Origin of the sequence: Roseovarius conchicola, from assembly GCF_041403425.1 — a bacterium.
GTDB classification, from domain to species: Bacteria; Pseudomonadota; Alphaproteobacteria; order Rhodobacterales; family Rhodobacteraceae; genus Roseovarius; species Roseovarius conchicola.
On sequence record NZ_JBGEHK010000003.1, the window covers coordinates 315,361 to 336,553 of the forward strand.

At 59.4% G+C, this 21,193-nt stretch carries 22 protein-coding genes; 9 read left to right on the top strand and 13 right to left on the bottom strand.

All coding sequences use genetic code 11. The features are described 5' to 3' along the window. Position 1: 1 nt before the first annotated feature. The 9 genes from V6N02_RS10750 to V6N02_RS10790 all read right to left on the bottom strand — a co-directional run bounded on the left by V6N02_RS10750 (position 2) and on the right by V6N02_RS10790 (position 8,254). Positions 2 to 256 (bottom strand): hypothetical protein, encoded by a 255-nt coding sequence (locus V6N02_RS10750; RefSeq protein WP_371225581.1) that lies wholly within the window; start codon positions 254 to 256, stop codon positions 2 to 4. Further along, positions 244 to 1,083, bottom strand: coding sequence for an ABC transporter ATP-binding protein (locus tag V6N02_RS10755; protein ID WP_371225582.1), 840 nt, complete (start codon positions 1,081 to 1,083; stop codon positions 244 to 246). Before V6N02_RS10755 ends, V6N02_RS10750 begins: the two co-directional genes overlap by 13 nt. Positions 1,084 to 1,167: 84 nt before the next feature. Further along, a complete protein-coding gene (locus V6N02_RS10760; RefSeq protein ID WP_371225583.1) occupies positions 1,168 to 2,448 on the bottom strand; it encodes an ABC transporter substrate-binding protein in 1,281 nt (426 codons plus the stop codon). 76 nt (positions 2,449 to 2,524) lie between these two features. After that, on the bottom strand, positions 2,525 to 3,601 hold the full coding sequence (locus V6N02_RS10765) for a branched-chain amino acid ABC transporter permease (RefSeq protein WP_371225584.1): 1,077 nt from the start codon (positions 3,599 to 3,601) through the stop codon (positions 2,525 to 2,527). Further along, positions 3,601 to 3,723, bottom strand: a complete 123-nt coding sequence (locus tag V6N02_RS10770) for a hypothetical protein (RefSeq protein WP_371225585.1) — start codon at positions 3,721 to 3,723, stop codon at positions 3,601 to 3,603. The genes V6N02_RS10765 and V6N02_RS10770 overlap by 1 nt, the downstream gene beginning before the upstream one ends. 128 nt (positions 3,724 to 3,851) lie before the next feature. Continuing rightward, a complete protein-coding gene (locus tag V6N02_RS10775; RefSeq protein WP_371225586.1) occupies positions 3,852 to 4,838 on the bottom strand; it encodes a branched-chain amino acid ABC transporter permease in 987 nt (328 codons plus the stop codon). 32 nt (positions 4,839 to 4,870) lie between these two features. After that, positions 4,871 to 5,689 carry an ABC transporter ATP-binding protein gene (locus V6N02_RS10780; protein WP_371225587.1) on the bottom strand — a complete coding sequence of 273 codons (819 nt, stop codon included), beginning with the start codon at positions 5,687 to 5,689 and terminating at the stop codon, positions 4,871 to 4,873. Further along, a complete protein-coding gene (locus tag V6N02_RS10785; protein ID WP_371225588.1) occupies positions 5,682 to 6,284 on the bottom strand; it encodes a DUF6650 family protein in 603 nt (200 codons plus the stop codon). Before V6N02_RS10785 ends, V6N02_RS10780 begins: the two co-directional genes overlap by 8 nt. After that, positions 6,281 to 8,254, bottom strand: coding sequence for an AMP-binding protein (locus tag V6N02_RS10790; RefSeq protein WP_371225589.1), 1,974 nt, complete (start codon positions 8,252 to 8,254; stop codon positions 6,281 to 6,283). Before V6N02_RS10790 ends, V6N02_RS10785 begins: the two co-directional genes overlap by 4 nt. 216 nt (positions 8,255 to 8,470) lie before the next feature. Between V6N02_RS10790 and V6N02_RS10795 the strand changes: the two genes are divergently transcribed. The 3 genes from V6N02_RS10795 to V6N02_RS10805 are packed head-to-tail and all read left to right on the top strand — an operon-like array spanning position 8,471 to position 11,685. Then, positions 8,471 to 9,070 carry a 2-hydroxychromene-2-carboxylate isomerase gene (locus tag V6N02_RS10795; protein ID WP_371225590.1) on the top strand — a complete coding sequence of 200 codons (600 nt, stop codon included), beginning with the start codon at positions 8,471 to 8,473 and terminating at the stop codon, positions 9,068 to 9,070. 9 nt (positions 9,071 to 9,079) lie between these two features. Further along, the gene (locus V6N02_RS10800) at positions 9,080 to 10,987 is read left to right on the top strand and encodes a PAS-domain containing protein (RefSeq protein WP_371225591.1); all 1,908 of its coding nucleotides are present in this window, start codon (positions 9,080 to 9,082) and stop codon (positions 10,985 to 10,987) included. Then, positions 10,984 to 11,685: a response regulator transcription factor gene (locus tag V6N02_RS10805; RefSeq protein WP_371225592.1), complete on the top strand. Its 702-nt coding sequence runs from the start codon at positions 10,984 to 10,986 to the stop codon at positions 11,683 to 11,685. Before V6N02_RS10800 ends, V6N02_RS10805 begins: the two co-directional genes overlap by 4 nt. Positions 11,686 to 11,691: 6 nt before the next feature. Here the strand turns inward: V6N02_RS10805 and V6N02_RS10810 are convergent, their stop codons facing one another. Together V6N02_RS10810 and V6N02_RS10815 are read right to left on the bottom strand one after the other, a co-directional pair. Then, a complete protein-coding gene (locus tag V6N02_RS10810) occupies positions 11,692 to 12,897 on the bottom strand; it encodes an aromatic ring-hydroxylating oxygenase subunit alpha (protein WP_371225593.1) in 1,206 nt (401 codons plus the stop codon). 95 nt (positions 12,898 to 12,992) lie between these two features. After that, entirely contained in the window at positions 12,993 to 13,244 is a 252-nt protein-coding gene (locus V6N02_RS10815) for a 4Fe-4S dicluster domain-containing protein (RefSeq protein WP_371225594.1), read from the bottom strand. Here V6N02_RS10815 and V6N02_RS10820 point away from each other — a divergent pair. Then, complete coding sequence (locus V6N02_RS10820) at positions 13,127 to 13,435, top strand: hypothetical protein (RefSeq protein WP_371225850.1); 309 nt, start codon at positions 13,127 to 13,129, stop codon at positions 13,433 to 13,435. The two genes, V6N02_RS10815 and V6N02_RS10820, sit on opposite strands and share 118 nt — an antisense overlap. Before the next feature lie 48 nt (positions 13,436 to 13,483). Here the strand turns inward: V6N02_RS10820 and fdhF are convergent, their stop codons facing one another. Both fdhF and V6N02_RS10830 read right to left on the bottom strand, forming a co-directional pair. Then, a complete protein-coding gene (gene fdhF / locus V6N02_RS10825; RefSeq protein ID WP_371225595.1) occupies positions 13,484 to 16,249 on the bottom strand; it encodes a formate dehydrogenase subunit alpha in 2,766 nt (921 codons plus the stop codon). A gap of 131 nt (positions 16,250 to 16,380) precedes the next feature. Continuing rightward, entirely contained in the window at positions 16,381 to 17,205 is an 825-nt protein-coding gene (locus V6N02_RS10830; protein ID WP_371225596.1) for an SDR family NAD(P)-dependent oxidoreductase, read from the bottom strand. Between the two features lie 143 nt (positions 17,206 to 17,348). Here V6N02_RS10830 and V6N02_RS10835 point away from each other — a divergent pair, with 143 nt between their 5' ends. The 5 genes from V6N02_RS10835 to V6N02_RS10855 are packed head-to-tail and all read left to right on the top strand — an operon-like array spanning position 17,349 to position 21,094. Then, positions 17,349 to 17,999: a histidine phosphatase family protein gene (locus tag V6N02_RS10835; RefSeq protein WP_371225597.1), complete on the top strand. Its 651-nt coding sequence runs from the start codon at positions 17,349 to 17,351 to the stop codon at positions 17,997 to 17,999. A gap of 15 nt (positions 18,000 to 18,014) precedes the next feature. Beyond that, positions 18,015 to 18,632, top strand: a complete 618-nt coding sequence (locus V6N02_RS10840; protein ID WP_371225598.1) for a glutathione S-transferase family protein — start codon at positions 18,015 to 18,017, stop codon at positions 18,630 to 18,632. A 10-nt stretch (positions 18,633 to 18,642) separates the two neighbouring features. Continuing rightward, positions 18,643 to 19,692, top strand: a complete 1,050-nt coding sequence (locus tag V6N02_RS10845) for a saccharopine dehydrogenase (protein ID WP_371225599.1) — start codon at positions 18,643 to 18,645, stop codon at positions 19,690 to 19,692. Beyond that, entirely contained in the window at positions 19,693 to 19,941 is a 249-nt protein-coding gene (locus V6N02_RS10850) for a SemiSWEET family sugar transporter (protein ID WP_371225600.1), read from the top strand. Positions 19,942 to 19,954: 13 nt separating this feature from the next. After that, positions 19,955 to 21,094: a saccharopine dehydrogenase family protein gene (locus tag V6N02_RS10855; protein ID WP_371225601.1), complete on the top strand. Its 1,140-nt coding sequence runs from the start codon at positions 19,955 to 19,957 to the stop codon at positions 21,092 to 21,094. Positions 21,095 to 21,193 lie beyond the last annotated feature (99 nt).

Below are 21,193 nucleotides of genomic sequence, written 5' to 3' on the forward strand. Positions count from 1 at the left end.
CTCAAACGCCCTTGCGTGCATCGTAGAGATACAACGTGACCTCGGCTTTCTCCGCCATGCCCCAAGCGATTGCATCTGCAACTGATATGTTTTCGCGGCAGGCATAATACAGTTGGTGTTCGCCATCCTTTCGGGCCTGATCGGCGTCTTTGCAGGAATTGTCGTGATGCGTATCTTCGAAAATTGCCCTCACGCACCGCCAGCGATACTTGCGCGACCTGTTGTCGATGACATTCAAAATCATCAGCTCAGCCACCGTTTACGGCGGCGATAGCTGCGCACGTCGCGGAAACTCTTGCGGCCCTCGTCGGACATACCCAGATAAAACTCCTTCACATCCGGGTTCTCACGCAAATCCTTGGCGGGACCGTCCATCACCACGCGGCCGGATTCCAGGATATAACCGTAATGGGCAAAGCGCAGCGCCACATTGGTGTTCTGTTCGGCCAGAAGAAAGGTCGCGCCTTCCTTTTCGTTCAGGGATTTCACGATATTGAAAATCTCTTCGACCAGCTGCGGGGCCAGGCCCATGCTCGGCTCGTCCAGCAGGATCGTTTCGGGTTTGCTCATCAACGCGCGGCCAATGGCGACCATCTGTTGCTCGCCCCCCGAGGTATAGCCCGCCTGGCTTTTGCGCCGCTCTTTCAAGCGTGGAAAATAGGTGTAAACCTTCTCCAGATCGGCATCGATTTCGCCTCGGCCTGATCCGCGCGTATAAGCGCCAGTCAGCAGGTTTTCCTCGACCGTCAGGTGCTCGAAACAATGGCGCCCTTCCATCACCTGGATGACGCCTTTCTTAACCAGATCGGAGGGCAACAGATGCTGCACCCGTTCTCCGCGATAGGTGATCGACCCCTTGGTCACCTCGCCACGTTCGGACTTCAGCAGGTTCGATATCGACTTGAGCGTCGTGGTCTTGCCAGCCCCATTGCCCCCAAGCAATGCGGTGATCCCGCCCTTGGGCACCTTCAGCGACACGCCCTTCAGCACGAGGATCACGTGATTATAGATCACCTCGATATTGTTGACCTCAAGCAGGGTCTCGGTGGTATCAGCGGTGGTGGTCTCGACGGCGTCCAGCATGGCGCTCTTCCCAACTTCATCTTGCCAAAAATACTCAGATTCCCCCGGCCGCCGCATCACGCAGCGGCCGGGAAAAGGATCATATCAGCAGCCCGGCTCGATGCCGTTTTCGGCAGCAAAGGCAGCAGAATCCTCGTCCACCAGCGGCTGGATGATGTCCTGATCGGACTGGTAGTATTCGGTGATCAGCTTGAATTCACCGGCGGCCGCATCCCATTGCGACACGGCACCAAAGCCATTGCCGCCGTGGTTTTCACAGCTCACCTTGAACTCGGGGCCGAACCCGGGAAGGCCGAGGTCTGCCATCTTGGCTTCGGTGATTTCCAGAGCTTCCATCCCGTCACGCATCTGCTGTGACGTGATGTCGGACACACCGTGAATGCCTTGGGCGGTCTTGATCGCTTCGCCTGCCAGCATCGCGGCGTACATGCCACGGTTATAAAGCACCGTGCCGACCTGATCGCCGGCACCAGCGGCCTTGCCTGCATCCACGACGTATTTCTGGATATCGTCATAGATCGGGTAATCGGAACCGAGGTTATGGAAGGTCAGCGCCTTATAGCCATTGGCCTTGTCGCCGGCCGCTTTCACGTCGTTCTCGGAGCCGGACCACCAGATGCCGATGAAGTTTTCCATGGGGAAGCGGATGTTGACAGCTTCCTGAATGGCGACCTGGTTCATCACGCCCCAGCCCCACATCAGGACATTGTCAGGCTTTTCGCGGCGGATTTGCAGCCACTGCGATTTCTGCTCCTGACCGGGGTGATCGACCGGCAGAAGGGTCAGTTCAAACCCGTGTTTTTCGGCCAGACCTTCCAGCGTGCGGATCGGCTCTTTGCCATAGGCCGAGTTGTGATAAACCAGCGCGATTTTCTTGCCGGAAATGTCACCCCCGTTTTGCTCAAGGATATGCGTGATCGCCAGCGATGCGCCGTCCCAGTAGTTGGCCGGGTAGTTGAAGACATATTTGAACACAGCACCATTCTTGGCCGAGGTACGGCCGTAGCCCATGGTGTGAAGCGGGATACCGTCAGCGGTGGCTTTCGGGATCAGCTGATAGGTGATGCCGGTCGAGAGCGGCTGATAGACCAGAGCGCCTTCGCCCTTGGTCGCCTCGTAGCATTCCACGCCTTTTTCGGTGTTATAGCCGGTTTCACATTCCACCAGATTGATCATCTCGCCGCCGATGCCGCCATCGCGTTCATTTAGCAGGGTGAAATAATCCTGATAGCCGTCCGAGAACGGGATGCCGTTCGCAGCATACGGCCCGGTGCGATAGCTGGTATCGACGATCGTCAGATCCGCCAGCGCCGGGGCAGCCGCCATGCAGGTGGCCGCGATTGCGGTAAGTAGTTTGGTTTTCATCGGTTTGATCCTCCCTTGGTATCGTTCGATGTGTTTGTAGGGCGGGGTTCACCCCGCCGCACTTGGGTGGCCGTCCCTAGTGCGGGAACGGCCATAGTCTCAATTTCTCTTTCGCGACGCGCCAAAGCTGCGCCAGCCCGTGGGGTTCAGCGATCAAGAACACCACGATCAACGCGCCGACGATCATGAATTCCAGATGCGCGGCGAGGTCTGTGGGCCATCCCAAGCCCCCCACCAGCACGTTTTTCAGCAGCACCGGCAGCAAGACGAGGAACGCTGCACCCGCAAAGCTGCCAAAGATCGACCCCAGCCCGCCGATGATCACCATGAAGAGGACGAGGAAGCTTTTGGTGATGCCAAACACCTCGCCCACTTCGACAGCGCCCAGATAGACGGCAAAGAACAACGCCCCTGCGATCCCGACGAAAAAGCCCGAGACGGCAAAGGCGGACAGCTTGGCCTTGAGCGGGTTCACCCCGATGATCTCGGCCGCGATATCCATGTCACGGATCGCCATCCACTTGCGCCCCTGCATGCCGCGCGTCAGGTTGCGCGCAATGATCGCGCAGGCGAAGACAAAGACGAGGCAGAACAGATAGGCCGCCCAAGGCTCGGTCTGGGCCCCGGTGACGGCCACGCCCAGAACCTCGCGTTCCGGCGCGCTGATCTGACCCGACGCCGAATAGTTGTAAAACCAGCTGACCCGGTTGAAGAGCCACACCAGAAAGAACTGCGCCGCCAATGTGGCCACGGCCAAGTAGAACCCTTTGATACGCAAGCTCGGCAGGCCAAACAGCACGCAGACCGCCGCCGTGATCCCGCCCGACAGGATGATGTGGAAGAAGATGTTCACTTCTGGGAAGCCCGTCATCAGCTTGTAACAGGCATAGGCCCCCACAGCCATGAAGCCCCCGGTGCCAAGCGACACCTGCCCGCAATAGCCGACAAGGATATTCAGGCCGATCGCAGCAATCGAATAGATCAGGAAGGGCAGAAAGACCGCGTTGACCCAGTAATCATTGATCACAAACGGGATGATCGCGAAGCCCACCAGAAGGATGAAGTAATAGCGATACCGGTCAAACTTGATCGGAAAGGTCTGGTTGTCCTCAGAGTAAGAGGATTTGAAGTCACCTGCTTCACGGTAAAACATCAGTTGCTTCCTTCCAGATATTTAAGTGCAGCCATCGAGATCAACGCCATGCCCCAAAGATAAAACAGATCGTAGAAACTGCGGACGAACCCAGCCAGATATGTAATTCTGAGTTCGGTCATAAGACTTCCATTCATTCCAGCCGCCGAAGCGCTCGCTCTGAGTTCAGCAACAGATGCAATGGTCAGAACAATCGCATATACGAACAAGAGTGCAGGAACGACGCGGAGTATGGGGAGGAGTTTCTCCATCACACCCTCTCGATAATCTTTTCGCCAAACAGGCCCTGCGGACGGAAGACGAGGAAAATAAGCGCCAGGACGTAGGCGAACCAAATCTCGGTCGCACCGCCCACCATGGGGCCAACAGCGAATTCAAACAGCTTTTCGCCCACACCGATGATCAGCCCGCCAACAATCGCGCCGGGGATCGAGGTGAAGCCGCCGAGCATGAGAACCGGAAGCGCCTTCAATGCGATCAGCGAGAGCGAGAACTGCACGCCCGATTTCGTGCCCCACATGATGCCCGCCACCAGCGCGACAAACCCGGCCAGCGACCAGACCATCACCCAGATGAAATTCAGCGAGATACCGACAGACAGCGCCGCCTGATGGTCATCCGCCACGGCCCGCATGGCGCGGCCCTGTTTGGTGTATTGGGCAAAGATGATCAGGGTGAAGACGAGTGCTGCAGCCACGACCGTGGCCACGATATCGAGGTTGTCGATGAAGAAGCCGTAATCGAAAATCTGGTAGGTCGCTTCGTCAATCGCGGCGTTGATGCCTTGCGGCAGGCCCACGTCCAGCTTCTTGATGTCAGCCCCCCACATGATGTCGCCGAACCCTTCGAGGAAGTAGGCAAGGCCAATGGTGGCCATGAACAGGATGATCGGTTCCTGATTGACCAGATGGCGAAAGATAATCGTGTTCACGATCCACGCCAATCCGACCATCACCACCATCGTCAGCAAGATCGCCAGCAAGGCGGGCACATGCCAGCCGAAATGGTGGATTTCCGTGCCGAACGTGGCGTTGATCACATGCGCAAAGGGCACCTGCCCTTCCATGATCCCGACCAGAGTCAGCGCCGAAAAAAGCGCCATAACCCCTTGGGCATAGTTGAAAATTCCCGAGGCCTTATAGATCAGGACGAACCCAAGCGCGACCAGCGCATAAAGCACGCCTGCCATGAGGCCGTTGAGAAAAACTTCCATCCCAAAGATAAGTTGTTCAGGCATGATCTCTCCCCCAATGGGCTGTTGGTCTGGTCTCAGTCATGGGCCACCCCCAGATAGGCGTCGATGACGTCCTGGTTGTTGCGCACATCATCGGGCGAGCCATCGCCGATCTTCTTGCCGTAATCCATCACAACAACGCGATCAGAGAGGTCCATTACCACCCCCATGTCGTGCTCGATCAGGACGGTGGTGGTGCCAAACTCGTCATTCACATCCAGAACAAAGCGGCTCATGTCCTCTTTTTCCTCGACATTCATGCCGGCCATCGGCTCGTCCAGCAGCAAGATCGACGGTTCAGCCGCCAGGGCGCGGGCCAGTTCAACCCGTTTTTTGAGACCATAGGGCAGACGGCCCACGGGCGTTTTGCGGATCGCCTGAATTTCAAGGAAGTCGATGATTTTCTCAACGAATTCGCGGTTTTCAACCTCTTCCTGCTCGGCCTTGCCTTTCCAGATCGCCTGGCTGAACAGCCCTGCTTTCATCTGGCGGATGCGACCTGTCATGACATTGTCCAGCACGCTCATCCCTTCAAACAAAGCGATATTCTGGAAGGTGCGCGCAATACCTTGCTGGGCCACTTGATAAGGTTTCATCGGCGGGCGTTTTTCGCCCTTGTACCAAACTTCGCCGTCCTGCGGATTGTAGAACCCCGAAATGACGTTGAGCATCGAGGATTTGCCCGCGCCGTTGGGGCCGATGATCGCCCGGATTTCGCCTTCGCGGATGTCGAACGAGATGTCTTGGATCGCCACCACGCCCCCAAACCGCAGGGTGATGTTCTTCATCTCCATCACCACGCCGCCAATCTTGCGGCCATCCTCGGTGGTGTAGCCTTCGGTTGCGTCAAGCATCTTGCACTTCCTCTATCGGTAGTGGGAGCAATGAGTGAAGCTCATCTTCTACTTCGAGTTCGTACGCCGCACCCAAACGTGCAAGCTGGATGCCGACTTCGGCACGTAGTTCCCCCAAAGCTGGTAAAAAAATAAACGATGACCAATGCCCCCGATCAAACGCATGCTCACGCATAGATTTGGAACGCTCAAAAGCCTCGCTTCCCCGTCCTGCCGTTTGAAAAATCCGATGCTTTTCAATCTCTACGTCAGTGTACCCAAAATCACTGGCCTGAAATGAACGATCGGCGCCTGTAGAATTCATGAATTTTCTGCATGCGGTGCGAATTCTTCGGGCGCATTCTGAGACCACAGTATCTCTATCTTGGTCGCCAAGAAATACAGTCATATCCTGTCGCAATCGTACGATGCTGCGTATGCAATGATCTGGAACTTCAGCCTCATAGGGTCGGTAAAGGACTCCATGATCCTCCAATAGGGTCACGAGTTTCTGCGCAGCTTTTGTTTCATTTTCTTTCGGCTGCCAAGACAGTCCAAAGAAGGGCGTCGAGAAGCCAGTCAATCGCTCGGAGAGTTTAGTGATTACACGCCTCATTCCGCCGCCACTTTCTGAGCGGTCGGTGCCACCACCTGTGCATCCACAATGCTCAGTGTCGCACTGATGCTGCCCTTGCGGCCATCCTCGTAAGTCACTTCGGTGGTTGTGAAAATCTCGTCCGAGCCATCGTAGAGGGCGCTCAACAGATCCTCGAACTTATCCGAGATGATGTTGCGGCGCACCTTGCGGGTGCGGGTCATTTCGCCGTCATCGGCATCCAGTTCCTTGTGCAGCACGAGGAAGCGATGGACCTGGCAATGGGCCAGCATCGGATCGTCCGCCAGCGAGCGGTTGACCTCTTCCACATGCGACTTGATCGTCTCAAGCACCTGCGGGTGCCCGGCCAGTTCCTGATAAGAGGCATAGCCGATATTGTTCCGCTCGGCCCAGTTGCCGACGGCGTGCAGGTCGATATTGATAAAGGCCGTGCAGGCATCGCGCTGATTGCCGAAGACGACGGCCTCAAGAATGTTGGGATAGAACTTGAGCTTGTTCTCGACATATTTAGGCGCGAACATCTGACCATCGGCCATTTTGCCCACATCCTTGGCGCGGTCGATGATGCGCAAGTGCCCGTTATCGGCGTCAAAGAACCCGGCATCGCCAGTGGCGACCCAGCCTTCGGGATCTTTGGTCGAGGCGGTGCTTTCGGGGTTTTTGTAGTATTCCTCAAATGTGCCGGGGCTGCGATAGAACACCTCGCCACTCTCAGCGATTTTGATCTCAACCCCCGGGGCCGCGACGCCGACAGTGTCGTTGCGCACCTCGCCATCGGGTTGCAGGGTGATGAAAACGCTGGCCTCGGTCTGACCATAAAGCTGCTTCAGGTTGATGCCTAAAGAGCGATAAAATTCAAAGATTTCCGGGCCAATCGCCTCACCCGCGGTGTAACCAACGCGCACGCGGCTGAGGCCGAGAGTGTTTTTCAGCGGCCCATATATAAACAGGTTGCCCAGTGCGTATTTCAGCCGGTCCATGCCACCCACGGACCCGCCATCCAGAATGGCCGGGCCGACCTTTTTGGCATGGGCCATGAATACATCGAACAGCCATTTTTTCAGACGCCCGGCATCTTCCATGCGGATCATCACATTGGTCAGTTGGGTTTCAAACACACGCGGCGGGGCGAAGTAATAGGTCGGCCCGATCTCGCGCAGGTCAGTCATCATCGTGTCGGCACTTTCGGGGCAGTTCACACAGAAGCCGCACCAATAGGCCTGACCGATGGAAAAGATGAAATCGCCCACCCAGGCCATGGGCAGATAGGCCAGAACCTCTTCGCCCGGACCCAGTGTGTCGAATTCCGAGGAGGAACGGGACGCCTCGATGATATTGCGGTTGCTGAGCACAACGCCCTTGGGCCGCCCGGTAGTGCCCGAGGTATAAAGCATCACGCAGGTGCTGTCATAGGTCAGCCTTTCGCGGCGCGCCTTGAGGTCCTCGATGAACTCGTCATAGGCGGCGCGGCCCTGGTTCTGCACATGGGAAAACTCGTGCAGTTTGTGATGGTCGTATTTCCGCAAGCCCCGCGGGTCGATATAGATCATATGCTCGAACTGGTGTAGCTGATCCTGAATATCGATGATCTTGTCGACCTGCTCCTGATCCTCGACGATGGCAAAGCGCGCACCACAGTGATCCAGCACATAGGCCATCTCGTCGGCAGCCGAGTCGTGATAGACAGGCACGGGGATCGCACCGACGGATTGCGCGGCGACCATGGACCAGTAGAAATAGGGGCGGTTGCGGCCAGAGATGGCGATGAAATCACCCTCGTTCACGCCCAGATTGATCAGGCCCAGCGCCAGCGCCTCGACCTCTTTCTCGGTCTCGGCCCATGTCCAGCACTGCCAGATGCCAAACTCTTTTTCACGGTAGGCGGGTTTGTCGCCAAACCGCGCGGCGTTGCGTTGCAAAAGCGCCGGAACGGACTCCAGTCCTTCCGCCGCCTGAGACGACTGTGCCAAATGTCTTTCCTCCCAATTGCCTGCGTTTCAGCAGGCGGATCACCCTAACCGGCGATTCTTTCTCGACCTAAGGGTGCGTGTCCTACGCTCGGCGTCAACTTTTTCGTGATCTTTTCGAGAACCTTTCGAATTGTAACAGGCGCTTCTCGGTGCTTGACTCCGGGCTGGCGCATCCCGGATTGTGCGGCTCTTACCCCTGAAAGGAGCGCCCCCCGCATGTCCCGCCCAAGACTGGAATTCTGGTTCGAATTTGCCTCGACCTACTCCTATCTCAGCGCGATGCGCCTGCCCACTCTGGCCGAGGCGACCGGGGTCGAGGTGGTCTGGAGGCCGTTCCTGTTGGGGCCGATTTTTGCCGCACAGGGATGGGACACGTCGCCATTCAATCTCTATGCGGCCAAGGGCAGTTATATGTGGCGCGACATGGAACGACAGGCCGAGAGGTATGGGTTGGAGTTTCACCGCCCCGATCCGTTTCCGCAAAACAGTCTGCGCGCGGCGCGGGCGGCCCAGCTTGCGCTGCAACATCCCGGTGGGGCAGCGTTTTGTCAGAATGTGTTTCTCGCCCAGTTCGACGCCGGACAAGACATCTCAGATCCGACCGTCATAACGGCTTGCGCGGCGGCTGCCGGGCTTGCGGGTGATGCGTTGAGCGGGCTTGAGACGGCCGAGAACAAACACGCCCTGCGCGCCACCACTGAAGAGGCCGCCCGACGGGGCCTGTTCGGCGCGCCCAGCTTCCTGATCGGGAACGAGCTGTTCTGGGGCAATGACCGGCTGGAGGTGGCGTTGAACTGGGCCACCCATCAGGAATAGGCAGTCAAGATGGCGCACAGGGCCCCGCAAACCGAGGAAATGACCAGTGCCGGGCTGAACCTGATCCAGCAGGCATTGACCATCTATGACCGCTCGTTGCGGCTGGCCGTGTGCAATCGACGCTTTCAGGAGATGTTTGATCTGCCCGATAGGTTGGTGACGACCGGTGCCGATTTTGCCGACACGATCCGCTATCTGGCGGAGCGCGGCGATTACGGGGACGTTGGCGATCTGGAGGAGTTTGTGCAAAGCCGGGTCGAAGTGGCCCGCGCGTTCGAGCCCCATTACATGGAGCGCACCCGCGCCAGTGGCCGCACGATCAGTGTCGAGGGTTCGCCCCTGCCGGAAGGCGGCTGGGTGACGGTATACACGGATATCACCCGCGCCAAGCGACAAGAGGCACTGCTGCGCTCGCGCTCGGAGGAGCTTTCGGATCAATTGGTCACATACTCCGAGGAACTGGCTGCCACGAACCGTGAGTTGGAAGCCACGATCACCGCGTTGGAAGAAGCCAAGCGACAGCTGACCTTGTCCGAGGCCCGCGCGCGCCTGACGACCGAGATGATGCCCGCCCATATCGCCCATGTGGCGCCGGATCGGCGCTATACCTATTCCAACCGGCGCCTCAGCACGATCATGCCGGGCACGGAATCCGATCCGGTCGGTCTGGATGCTGAAGCTGTACTTGGGGCTCAGGCCTATGACATTCTGTCACCGCATCTGGATCGCGCACTGGCCGGAGAGCCGGCGGTATTTGAGTTTACACACGAGGCCAGTTCACGCCGCATCCGCGTGGCCCTGACGCCCGATCCGGCCACGGGCGGGGTCTATATCCTCTCGACCGACATCACCGAAGAGGCTCAGACCCGCGCCGCCCTGCAACAGACCCGCCGCCGCGAAATGGCCGCCCAACTGACCAGCGGGCTGGCGCATGATTTTTCCAACCTGCTGACGATTATTCTGGGGATGCAATCCAAGCTGCACCGCATGGATCTGCCGGACGAGGCGGATGCCCTGATCAACGCCACATTGGGGGCCGCACAGCGCGGTGGCAGCCTGCTCAATCGGATTGCCGATATGACCGGCAAGCGCGAACACACGCCCCGGCCCACCGATCTGGCAGGGTTTCTTGACGATCTTGAAACGTTGGCCCGGTCGACCCTGCCGGACGGGGTGCATCTGGAGGTGCACAATCTGGCCGGACCGCTGCGCCTGCGGCTGGATACGGGCATGTTGCAGGATTCCCTGATCAATCTGGTACTGAATGCGCGGGATGCCTGCGGCGACGCGGGACAGATCACTTTGACCGTCCAATCCGTCAAGGACACCTGGATCGAGTTCAGCATCACCGATAGCGGGCCGGGCTTTTCCGATCCCGCACTGGCCCGCGCGTTCGAGCCGTTTTTTACCACCAAGGGCGGCGAAGGGTCGGGCCTTGGGTTGGTGATGGTCTATGACATGACCAAGCTGGCGGGTGGGCAAGTTGAGATTTCCAATGGCGCGACGGGCGGACAGGTCAGCCTGCGCCTGCCGTTGCGCCCGGCGGACAGCGCCGTGCTGCCCGGTCTGGTCTTGCTGGTCGAGGACAGCCCCGATCTGCGCGATACGGTGCGCGATATGCTGCGGGGGGCCGGTCACAGCGTGGTCGAAGCCAGCAGCGTGCCCGAGGCGCAGGCGCTGATCTCGGAACTGCCCGAGATTTCGATGGTCTTGTCGGATATCTCGCTGGAAGGCGGGCAGACCGGCATAGACCTTGTGAAGGGGTTGCCCCCGGGCCGTTGCCCGGCGTATCTGATGACCTCGCTGCCCCCGGATGATCCGCTGCACAAGGCGGCAGCGCCACATGCGCCAGTGTTACGCAAGCCATTCACGGCCAGCCAACTCAGCGCCTTTCTCAACGCCGGAGCCACCTCATGACCGCCCCGCTTGTCACCATTCTGGACGATGAACCCGCCATTCGCACCATGCTGGCCGATGCGCTGGAGGAAGCTGGCTTCCGCACCATGACCTTTGGGCGGGCCGCGCAGTTCGAGGCCGCGCTGCGCACCGCCACCCCGGATGTCTGCCTCGTCGATCTGTCGCTGCCGGATCGGGACGGGCTGACACTGGTGCACCGTCTGGCGCTGGAGCAAGGCGCGACGGTGATTATTATTTCGGGGCGTGCACAGGTGCAGGACAGGGTCACGGGGCTGGAACTGGGCGCGGATGACTACATCATCAAGCCCTTTGATCCTGCCGAGGTGGTGGCCCGTGTGCGGGCGCGTTTACGAAAAACGACGGCAACATCACAAGCGGGAGAGACGGCCGCGTTCAGCGGCTGGACCGCACATTTTGATCGCTACGTACTGGAGGATGAGACCGGCGCGGAAACGCCGTTTTCCCATGCCGAGGGCGAGGTATTGCGGCTGTTTCTGGAGAGACCCAAGCGGCTGATTTCGCGTCAGGTGATGCAGGAAACCCTGGGCGGGGCCGCCGGGGAAAGCTTTGACCGGGCGATGGATGTGCGCATCTCGCGGCTGCGCACCAAGCTGCGCGAAGACCCGAAAAACCCGCGCCTGATCAAAACGATCTATGGTGCGGGCTATATTTTCCTGGGCGATGTCAGCTGGAGTTGAACTTGCTCACCCTGTGTTGTCTGCCAGCAATTCGACGTTGCGCGCCGCCAATTGCCCTTCGGGCGGCTCCTCCTCGCTCAACACCGGGAAAAGGTTGCGCAATGCATCGTGATAGGTCTTCACGCCATATTCCAGATCGCTGAGGACGATCCCGTCATAGCCGCTGGAAAAAGCCGCTTCCCAGGTCCATTTGATCAGCTGCACATCTTCATCGCTGGTGATCCGGTCGATCCGGCCGCTCAGATAGCGCGCCAGCCGCATTCGGCGGTCCTCGTCCTTGTAACGATAGGTGGCACTGCGCTGCACGGTCAGGCCGTTGGCCAGCGGAAACTCCTGATAGAAGATCACGCTGTCCGGGTAGAGGCCAAAGACGAAGTTGGGAAAGACGCCATAATAGAGCCACGCGTTTTTGTGCTCGGCATCCAGCCGCGCGGGCGGTTCCAGAACCGACTTGTAGGCCCGCACCGACCATAGCCGCCCATTGCCCTCACGAAAACTGGCGAAGGAGCGCGAGGTGCCATCCTGAAACGGTTCATCGAAATAGTTCGGGCCGTAAAGATCCTGCAACCCGGGATGGGCCATCGGGACGTGATAGCCCTCGTTGTCCACGTCTCGGACGCATTTCCAGTTGGCTTCGATCTCTTCAGTGTAAAAACCTTCGCCAGTGGGCTCTAAGGTCTCAAGTGCATATTGCGCCACCTCATCATCGAACCGCGCCATCACCTGGCTGATCGCGGGTTGCGGACCGGGTTGAAACCGCACGAAGACAAAGCCTTGCCAGATGTCCATCTCAATCGGTTTCAGACCCATGTCCACCGGATCAAACTCGGGCAAAGACGCAGGCTGTGCAGCGCCGCGCAATGTACCGTCAAGATTATAGACCCAGCCATGGAACGGGCAGATGATCGCAGATTTGCAGTGGCCTTTCTCATCGGCCACCACGCGCGAGCCACGGTGACGGCACAGATTGTGAAACGCGCGCACCACGCCGTCTTGCCCACGGACCACAAGAGCGCGTTCGCCCACCACATCCAGGGTGATGAAATCGCCGGGTTCGGGAATGTCAGAGGTATGACACACCACCTGCCAATGCCGCCGAAACAACATGTCTTTTTCCAGCTCCAGCATTTCAGGGCTGAAAAAGCTCCATGCTGGCAGGCCGCGCCGATCCCAAGTCTCGGGCACCCCTGTTTTATCGGTAGAGGCTGTCATGGTTCGTGTGCCTTCTGTTGAACCCATTGAGCAAGCGTAGCGAAACACCGCCACGGGCTCAAACCGTTTCGATGAAAGGCGGGCATGTCCGCGTTCTAGTTCAAGGCGCCAGTTCTTGAATTGCAGGCATCGACGCAGAGCCCGCACCGTGCACAAAGCTCTTGCGAAACGAGTTCCGGCAGACTCTTTTCGTTGATAAGAAGCAAGGCGTGTGGGCAGGCCATAACGCATGTCCCACAACCATCACAAAGCCTTTTCAACTCGACCACAGAGGGGCGCCGGCTCTGGCGATGCGGGCGTTGCCGCTCACCTTTTTGGTGAACTGGCGATTGAAGGTCATCAAGCATTCTGCCCTCCCGACATGCTGCTTCAGTACACTTCCAAGGTGCGAGCACAGCCTGCGGTGATGATCCTGATCATCTTATCGCCCCACCATCCAAATAGCCTAAAACGGCGAATCGATATGCGACATGATCTGTATCAAAAGGGTGTGCCGCGCGAGAAAGCCGGCTTTCACCCCATAAAACGGGCTGATTGAGAGGAGTTGGACGGCCCGGATTACCCCCGGGCTGTTGGATTTACTGACCTATTCTGCGGCCACAACCCCGGGGTCAACCACCTCGACTTTCACTGCCGAGAACTTGAACTCGGGGATTTTGCCGTAAGGGTCGACGGCCGAATTTGTCAGGATATTCGCCGCTGCCTCGACATAGGCGAAAGGCAGGAACACCATATCCGGGGCCACGGCGCGGTCGGCGCGCACCATTACTTCGATACTGCCCCGTTTGGTGGTCAGGCGCACCATGCCGCCCGGTTCCACGCCCATCTGGCGCAAGGTGCCGGGATGCATCGAGCAATTCGCCTCGGGCTCGACCGCGTCCAGCACGGTGGCGCGACGGGTCATCGAGCCGGTATGCCAATGCTCCAGTTGGCGCCCGGTGGTCAGGATCATCGGGTAGTCTTCGTCCGGCACATCGTCGGGTGCGATCACGGATGCGGGGGTAAAGCGTGCGCGTCCTTCGGGGCGCGGGAAACCATCGCCAAACACTACCGCCTGACCGGGGTCTTCCGGGGACAGCGACGGGTAGGTGACGGCGGTCGTCTCCAGCCGCTCCCAGGTGATGTTGTCGAGGCTGCGCATGTTGATCGCCATCTCGGCAAACACTTCGGAGGGGTGGGTATAGGTCCAGGGCAGGCCACAACGTTTGGCCAGTTCCACCTCGATCCACCAATCCTCTTTCGCCTCGCCCGGGGGCGTCACGGCGGGGCGGACCATCTGCACCTGACGGTTGGTGTTGGAAACGGTGCCCGACTTTTCATAAAGGGTCGAGGCCGGAAGGATCACATCGGCATAGTTGGCGGTTTCGGTGATGAAGATGTCCTGCACCACTAGATGATCCAGCTTGGCCAGTGCATCACGGGCATGTTCCACGTCCGGATCGGACATGGCCGGGTTTTCGCCCAAGACATACATCGCCTTGATCTGATCATCATGGACCGCATCCATGATCTCGGTCACGGTCAGGCCTTTTTCGTTCGAGAAATCATCCGAGCCCCAGACGCTGGTAAAGGCCTCGCGGATGCTATCGTCGGTGACCGACTGGTAGTCAGGCAGGAACATCGGGATCAGGCCCGCGTCCGAGGCCCCCTGCACGTTGTTCTGGCCGCGCAGCGGGTGCAGGCCCGTGCCGGGGCGGCCCACATGGCCCGTCATCAGAGCAAGCGAGATCAGGCAGCGCGAATTGTCGGTGCCGTGGATATGCTGGCTGACACCCATGCCCCAGAAGATCATGCCGGATTTGGCCGTCGCAAAATCACGCGCCACGGCGCGCAGCGTTTCCGCCGGGATGCCGCAAATCTCTTCAATCTTCTCGGGCGTGAAATCGGCCAGGTGGGCCTTTTCGGCCTCCCAGTTTTCGGTATAGGCGTCGATATATTGCTGATCATACAGCCCTTCTTCGACGATCGTGTGCATGATCGCGTTGAGCATGGACACATCCGCGCCGGGGCGGAACTGCAGCATATGGGTGGCGAACCGGCGCAGGCCAACGCCACGCGGATCCATCACGATCAGCTTGCCGCCGCGCTTGGTGAACTGCTTGAAATAGGTGGCAGCCACGGGGTGGTTCTCCACCGGGTTGGCCCCGATGATGATAGCGACATCGGCATTTTCAATCTCGTTGAAGGTGGCCGTCACAGCGCCCGAGCCGACATTTTCGATCAGCGCGGCCACGGACGAGGCATGGCACAGGCGCGTGCAGTGATCGACATTGTTATGCTTGAACCCTTCGCGGATGAATTTCTGAAACAGATACGCCTCTTCATTGGTGCATTTGGCCGAGCCAAAGCCCGCCACTTCGCGGCCACGGCCTTTCAGGCGATCGGCGGCAAAGTCCAGCGCCTCGTCCCAGCTGGCTTCACGGAAGAACTCCTGCCAGTTGTCGGGATTGACGTTCAGGCCTTTGGCGGACGCATCCTCGCGGCGGATCAAAGGTTTGGTCACCCGGTGCTGGTGGTGGATATAGTCGAATCCAAAGCGCCCTTTGACACAGAGGCGGCCTTCGTTGGCGGGGCCGTTGATGCCCTCTACATATTTGACCTTGTTGTCTTTGACCTTGAGGCTGACCTGACAGCCGACACCACAGAAAGGGCAGACGCTGCACACCTCTTTGTCGTAATCGGCGCTATCACCGACCTGATCTTCGTTGACCACGGTCGAAGGCATCAGCGCGCCGGTCGGGCAGGCCTGTACACATTCCCCGCAGGCCACGCAGGTGCTGTCGCCCATCGGGTCAGCGAGATCGAAAGTGGGATAAGCGTCATGCCCGCGTCCGGCCATGCCAATCACGTCATTCACCTGCACTTCGCGGCAGGCACGCACGCAGAGACCACATTGAATACAGGCATCCAGATTGACCGACATCGCCACATGGCTGTCATCGAGCAGCGGGATGCGCCCCTCTTCCAGCTTGGGAAAGCGGCTTTCGGTGACACCGTTCAGCTCGGCCATGTCCCAGAGATGGGAGGACTTGTCATGCGCCACCTCTTGTTCGGGCTGATCGGCCAGCAGCATTTCGACAACCATCTTGCGCGCAGACTCGGCGCGCGCGGAATTGGTGGTAACCTTCATGCCTTCGCTGGGTTCACGGATGCAGGAGGCAACAAGCGTGCGCTCGCCCTCGACCTCGACCATGCAGGCGCGGCAGTTGCCATCAGGGCGATAGCCCGGTTGTGGCTTGTGACACAGATGCGGAATCACCAGACCCCGGCCATGCGCCACCTCCCAGATGGTCAGGCCTTTTTCAGCCTCAACTTCGGCCCCGTCGAGCGTGAATTTGATCGTCTCAGTCATGGCGCATCTCCCGTTGCGCGGCATTCTAAAGCATGCAGTCCGATTTGCCAGCGGATCAAAGCCGACATATCGGGAAATGTTTGCGCCACCAAGCCCGATATTGTTTCCGATAGGCAACGGGAACAACGCGCTCATATGCCATAGCGCACGCCCCCCGTTACCGGCAGGTTGATACCCGTGACATAGGCCCCTGCAGGCCCGGCCAGATAAGCCACTGCCTCGGCAACGTCGTCGGGCTGACCGGCGTCACGCAGGGCCACATGGGCATAACGATGGGCCTGCATTTCCGGGATTGAAACATCATTTTTGGCCGCGAGCCTGGCATTGGCGGCCATATGCATGTCGGTCATGATGTAGCCGGGGCAGACGGTGTTGCAGCGGATGCCATCCGGCCCGAATTCCGCCGCGATGGTTTTGCTGAGGCCCACCAATCCGTGTTTCATCGTGGTGTAGGCGCCAAACCCCGCCTCCGCCCCCAGTGACCCGGTCGAGCCGATATTGATGATCCTTCCGCCACCTTTGGCCTGCATGCCGGGGATCACCGCCTGAGACAACATCATCGGCCCGAGAAGGTTAACGCGAAAGCTGGCCTCCCACTGTTCGGGAGTTGTGGACATGAAGGCGTCTGATCCGGCAAGCGAGCCTGCGTTGTTCACGAGGATATCAATAAGGCCAAGTTCTGTGGTGATCCGGGCGACGCAATCTGCGATAGCATCTGCTTTACTGACATCCATCGACAGGGCCATAGCGGTGCCACCGACGTCGGTGATCGTCTCGACCAATTCTTGCAACAAGGCCTGACGATCATGATCCTTGTCGTCGATCCGAAACGAACCAGCGATATCCGCCACCGCCACCGCAGCACCTTCCTGCGCCAATCGAAGGGCGATTGCCCGGCCAATCCCGCGCGGTGCAGAGGCGCCGGTGATCAATGCCACCTTTCCTTTGAGGTCCATCCGCGTTTCTCCTTTGCCTTCTTTCGATCTGGATACGCGCGCCCGGATTTCCAACCCGACGGACAGAATTATTGCGCCGTAGACTTTAACCCGGGCGCGCCCGGGGCTAACGTGCCGCCGACACGCGCGCGAGGGGGCCGGTTTTGGCAGAGATCATTCTTGTACGGCACGGGCAGGCCAACAGCCATGCCACGGATGAGGCCAGCTATGACAGGCTCTCTGATCTGGGCCGTCAGCAAGCCCGCTGGCTGGGTCAGCATCTTGCCGCGACCAACCCGCATTTTGATCGTGTGATCACCGGCACCCTGTCGCGACAGGCCGATACGGCGCGTGAAATGGGGTACGAGATCACCGCGCAGGACGCCCGGTTTGACGAGCTCAGCTATTTCTCGATTGCCGAGGCGCTGGCGGGCCAGCACGCCATTCCCGTACCTGCAACGCCCAGCGATTTCGCCACCCATCTGCCGAAGCTGCTGGATCATTGGGAGCGCGACGTGATTGCGGATGCGCCCGAGCGGTTCGAGGCGTTTTATACCCGGGTCGCCACCTCGATCGACGAGTTATGCGCCCAGCCGGGTCGCGTGTTGGTCGTCACGTCGGGCGGGGTGATCGGCATGGTGATGCGCCATGCACTAGGGTTGCAGAATGGCAGTATGGCCAAGATCATGTTGCAGGTCATGAATTCGTCGCTGCACCGGCTGAACTATGTGCATGATCAACTGATGGTGGGCGCGTTTAACGCAACCCCGCACCTGGATGCGCCGGATCGTGCTCATGCCCGCACCTATGTCTAGGAAGGATAACCTGCGATGAAAGTCTACTGCGCACCCAATACGATTTCTGTGGCCACGATTGTCCTGCTGGAAGAAACCAGCATCCCTTACGAGCCGATAATCATCAGCCTGGCCAAGGGCGATCAGACCACGCCCGAGTATCACGCGATCAACCCCAAGGGACGGGTGCCTGCGGTGGTGACAGATGACGGTATCCTGACCGAGACGGGCGCGATCATGGAGTACCTGGCAGCACTGGCCCCGACGCTGGGTCTTGTGCCGACCAATGTCTGGCAGGCAGGTCAGATGCGCAGCGTGATGTATTATCTGGCCGCGACAATGCATGTGAACCACGCCCATAAGATGCGTGGGCACCGATGGGCCGATAACGACGCATCCTACAAGGATATGACCGCCAAAGTGCCCGAGACGATGGCGCAAAGCTGTGCGTTTATCGAGGATAGCTGCCAACTATCGCCCTTCGTGATGGGCGCGGACATGAGCGTGGCCGATCCATGGCTGTTCACCATCTGCACCTGGCTGGAGGGCGATGGAGTGGATATCACCGCCTACCCCAAACTCTCGGCGCATTTTGACATGATGAACGCGCGGGCGTCGGTCACCAAAGCCCGCGATATGGGCCTGATCGGATAAGGATAGATCAATGACACATCTGTGGGTACGCGCCGAACAGCGCCCGAATGAAGAACGCGTTGGGGTGATGCCCGAGGGGATCAAGGCGCTGCTTGATGCGGGGATTCGCGTGACGGTCGAAGACAGCTCTGTCCGGGCCATCCCGCTGGAGGGGTATCGCAATGCAGGGGCTGAAATCGCCCCCGAGAACAGCTGGCCCAGCGCGCCGCGCGATGCGATCATCTTTGGCCTCAAAGAACTGCCCGAGGACGGCACCCCCCTGCCCCATCGCCACATCCTGTTTGGTCATGCGTTCAAGGGTCAACATTCCGGGCGCGCCCTTCTGGAGCGGTTCAAGGCTGGCGGCGGGACGCTTTATGATCTGGAATATCTGGTGGATCCTGACGGGCGACGCGTGGCAGCTTTTGGCTATTGGGCGGGCTATGCCGGGGCGGCGGTATCGCTCAAGGCCTGGGCGGCGCAGGCGGCGGGCGGTGTGTGCCCGCCGGTCAGCACCTATTCGGGCAAAGAGGCCTTGCTGGCCGATCTGGCGCGCGACATTGCTGGACAGGAGGCCCCTACCGCCATTGTCATCGGCGCCTTGGGCCGTGTCGGCACCGGAGCGGCGGACCTGTGCGAGGCCATGGGCGTGGCCACCACCAAGTGGGACATGGCCGAAACCGCATCGGGCGGGCCCTTCCCCGAACTTTTGGCCCATAACATGTTCCTGAACTGTATTTTTGCGCGCCCCGGCACGCCTGTCTTTGTGCCGCGCGAGGCGTTGACAGCACCGCGCAGCCTGACCGTGATCGGCGACGTGGCCTGCGATCCGGACAGCGATTACAACCCCGTCCCGATCTATTCCAAAGCCACCGATTGGGCCGCGCCGGTTATCCGTGTGCATGACGCGCCGCCCATGGATGTGATGGCCATCGACAATCTGCCCTCGCTGTTGCCGGTCGAATCCTCCGAGGATTTTGCCGAGCAGTTGTTGCCATCTCTGTTAGGCTTGGATGCCCTGGAGAGCGGTGTGTGGGGCAGGGCCGCCGAGACGTTTCAAACCCATATCGAGAGCCTTTGAATGGCCCCGACCATTGGCTTTCTTGCGGCGACCATCGGCGCGATCTGCTGGATCCCCCAGGCATGGAAGGCGTGGGTACAGGGCGAGGTATCGGGCCTGTCGCTGCCGTCGAACCTGATGTTTCTGACCACGGTGACACTGTGGTTGATCTATGGCTTGATGATCGGCGACTGGCCGTTGATATTGGCCAATATCTGCGCCGTCACAGCCATGGTGATCATCGTGGCCGCCATTCTGCGCGCGCGTTAAAGGAGAAGATGCAATGACCATCCATTGGTGCGGAACCGGCCTGTCGGCCATCCCCGGATTGCGCCGCCTGATTGAAGCGGGTCACGACGTGACTGTCTGGAACCGGACGGTCGATAAGGCGCAAGAGGCGGTTGGCGATCTGACGGATGATATCCAAGCCTTTGATTTCGACACGCTGGCAGCACAGACCGAGGCTGGCGATATCGTTGTGTCGATGCTGCCCGGGGATTGGCATGTGCCGCTGGCGGACATGGCGATCAACAAGGGCGCGCATTTCGTGTCCTCCTCCTACATCGCGCCCGAGATGCGCGAGTTGCACGCCAAGGCGCTGTTGAAGGGTGTCAGCGTGGTCAATGAAATCGGGCTTGATCCGGGGATCGACCATCTGATGGCGCATCACCTGTTGGCGGATTACCACGCCTCAGATGCGTTTGACGCCGAGAACGATCTGTCCTTCATCTCCTATTGCGGCGGTATTCCCAAACATCCCAATCCGTTCCGGTATAAGTTCAGCTGGTCGCCTTTGGGGGTGTTAAAGGCGCTGCGCTCACCCTCTCGGTCGATCAAGAATTACACCGAGCTGAACGTGGCGCGGCCCTGGGATGCGATCTCGACCTATATCGCACCGCTGGACACCCCGGAAAGCTTTGAGGTCTACCCAAACCGCGATTCCCTGCCCTTCATGGAGGATTACGGGTTTGAGCCGACCTGGCGCGTCAAGGAATTCGTGCGCGGCACCTTGCGCCTGAATGGCTGGGCCGAGGCGTGGTCGGATGTGTTTGCCGAGGTGGAAAGCCTGCAGGGCGAGGCCGGCGAGGCCCGCCTGAAAGAGATGTCAGATCAGTTCTGGGCCGAGAATGCCTATGAAAAGGACGAGCCGGACCGCGTGGTGATGTGCGTGGCCCTCAAGGCCGAAAAGGAAGGGGTGCCTGTGTGGCACAAAACCTTCACCATGGACGCCTGGGGCGATGCGCGCGGCACGGCGATGGCGCGGCTGGTGTCGATGCCGGTGTCCTGGGCAATCGAGGCGGTGGCTAATCGCGAGATCCCCGCCGGGGTCAGCCCCGCGCCGCATGACCCGAAACTGGTGAACCGGTTCCTTGGCGGTGTTGATAAGCTGGCGCAACATCTGCAGGTGGTCGATCACTGCTGAGGGGTGGGTTTGCTGGTAATGCGGTCGTTCCGAAAAGCTGCGCTATGGCCAGACCGCGGGATGGCGATCTAACCTTTGAGTGATCCGCTTTGTGGCAGC

Excerpts from the sequence above, each read along its gene's own strand:
- V6N02_RS10755 (WP_371225582.1), bottom strand. The coding sequence starts at position 1,083 with ATGCTGGACGCCGTCGAGACCACCACCGCTGATACCACCGAGACCCTG.
- V6N02_RS10760 (WP_371225583.1), bottom strand. The coding sequence starts at position 2,448 with ATGAAAACCAAACTACTTACCGCAATCGCGGCCACCTGCATGGCGGCT.
- V6N02_RS10765 (WP_371225584.1), bottom strand. The coding sequence starts at position 3,601 with ATGTTTTACCGTGAAGCAGGTGACTTCAAATCCTCTTACTCTGAGGAC.
- V6N02_RS10770 (WP_371225585.1), bottom strand. The coding sequence starts at position 3,723 with ATGACCGAACTCAGAATTACATATCTGGCTGGGTTCGTCCGCAGTTTC.
- V6N02_RS10775 (WP_371225586.1), bottom strand. The coding sequence starts at position 4,838 with ATGCCTGAACAACTTATCTTTGGGATGGAAGTTTTTCTCAACGGCCTC.
- V6N02_RS10780 (WP_371225587.1), bottom strand. The coding sequence starts at position 5,689 with ATGCTTGACGCAACCGAAGGCTACACCACCGAGGATGGCCGCAAGATT.
- V6N02_RS10785 (WP_371225588.1), bottom strand. The coding sequence starts at position 6,284 with ATGAGGCGTGTAATCACTAAACTCTCCGAGCGATTGACTGGCTTCTCG.
- V6N02_RS10795 (WP_371225590.1), top strand. The coding sequence starts at position 8,471 with ATGTCCCGCCCAAGACTGGAATTCTGGTTCGAATTTGCCTCGACCTAC.
- V6N02_RS10800 (WP_371225591.1), top strand. The coding sequence starts at position 9,080 with ATGGCGCACAGGGCCCCGCAAACCGAGGAAATGACCAGTGCCGGGCTG.
- V6N02_RS10805 (WP_371225592.1), top strand. The coding sequence starts at position 10,984 with ATGACCGCCCCGCTTGTCACCATTCTGGACGATGAACCCGCCATTCGC.
- V6N02_RS10810 (WP_371225593.1), bottom strand. The coding sequence starts at position 12,897 with ATGACAGCCTCTACCGATAAAACAGGGGTGCCCGAGACTTGGGATCGG.
- V6N02_RS10820 (WP_371225850.1), top strand. The coding sequence starts at position 13,127 with ATGTCCCACAACCATCACAAAGCCTTTTCAACTCGACCACAGAGGGGC.
- V6N02_RS10815 (WP_371225594.1), bottom strand. The coding sequence starts at position 13,244 with ATGCTTGATGACCTTCAATCGCCAGTTCACCAAAAAGGTGAGCGGCAA.
- fdhF (WP_371225595.1), bottom strand. The coding sequence starts at position 16,249 with ATGACTGAGACGATCAAATTCACGCTCGACGGGGCCGAAGTTGAGGCT.
- V6N02_RS10830 (WP_371225596.1), bottom strand. The coding sequence starts at position 17,205 with ATGGACCTCAAAGGAAAGGTGGCATTGATCACCGGCGCCTCTGCACCG.
- V6N02_RS10840 (WP_371225598.1), top strand. The coding sequence starts at position 18,015 with ATGAAAGTCTACTGCGCACCCAATACGATTTCTGTGGCCACGATTGTC.
- V6N02_RS10845 (WP_371225599.1), top strand. The coding sequence starts at position 18,643 with ATGACACATCTGTGGGTACGCGCCGAACAGCGCCCGAATGAAGAACGC.
- V6N02_RS10850 (WP_371225600.1), top strand. The coding sequence starts at position 19,693 with ATGGCCCCGACCATTGGCTTTCTTGCGGCGACCATCGGCGCGATCTGC.
- V6N02_RS10855 (WP_371225601.1), top strand. The coding sequence starts at position 19,955 with ATGACCATCCATTGGTGCGGAACCGGCCTGTCGGCCATCCCCGGATTG.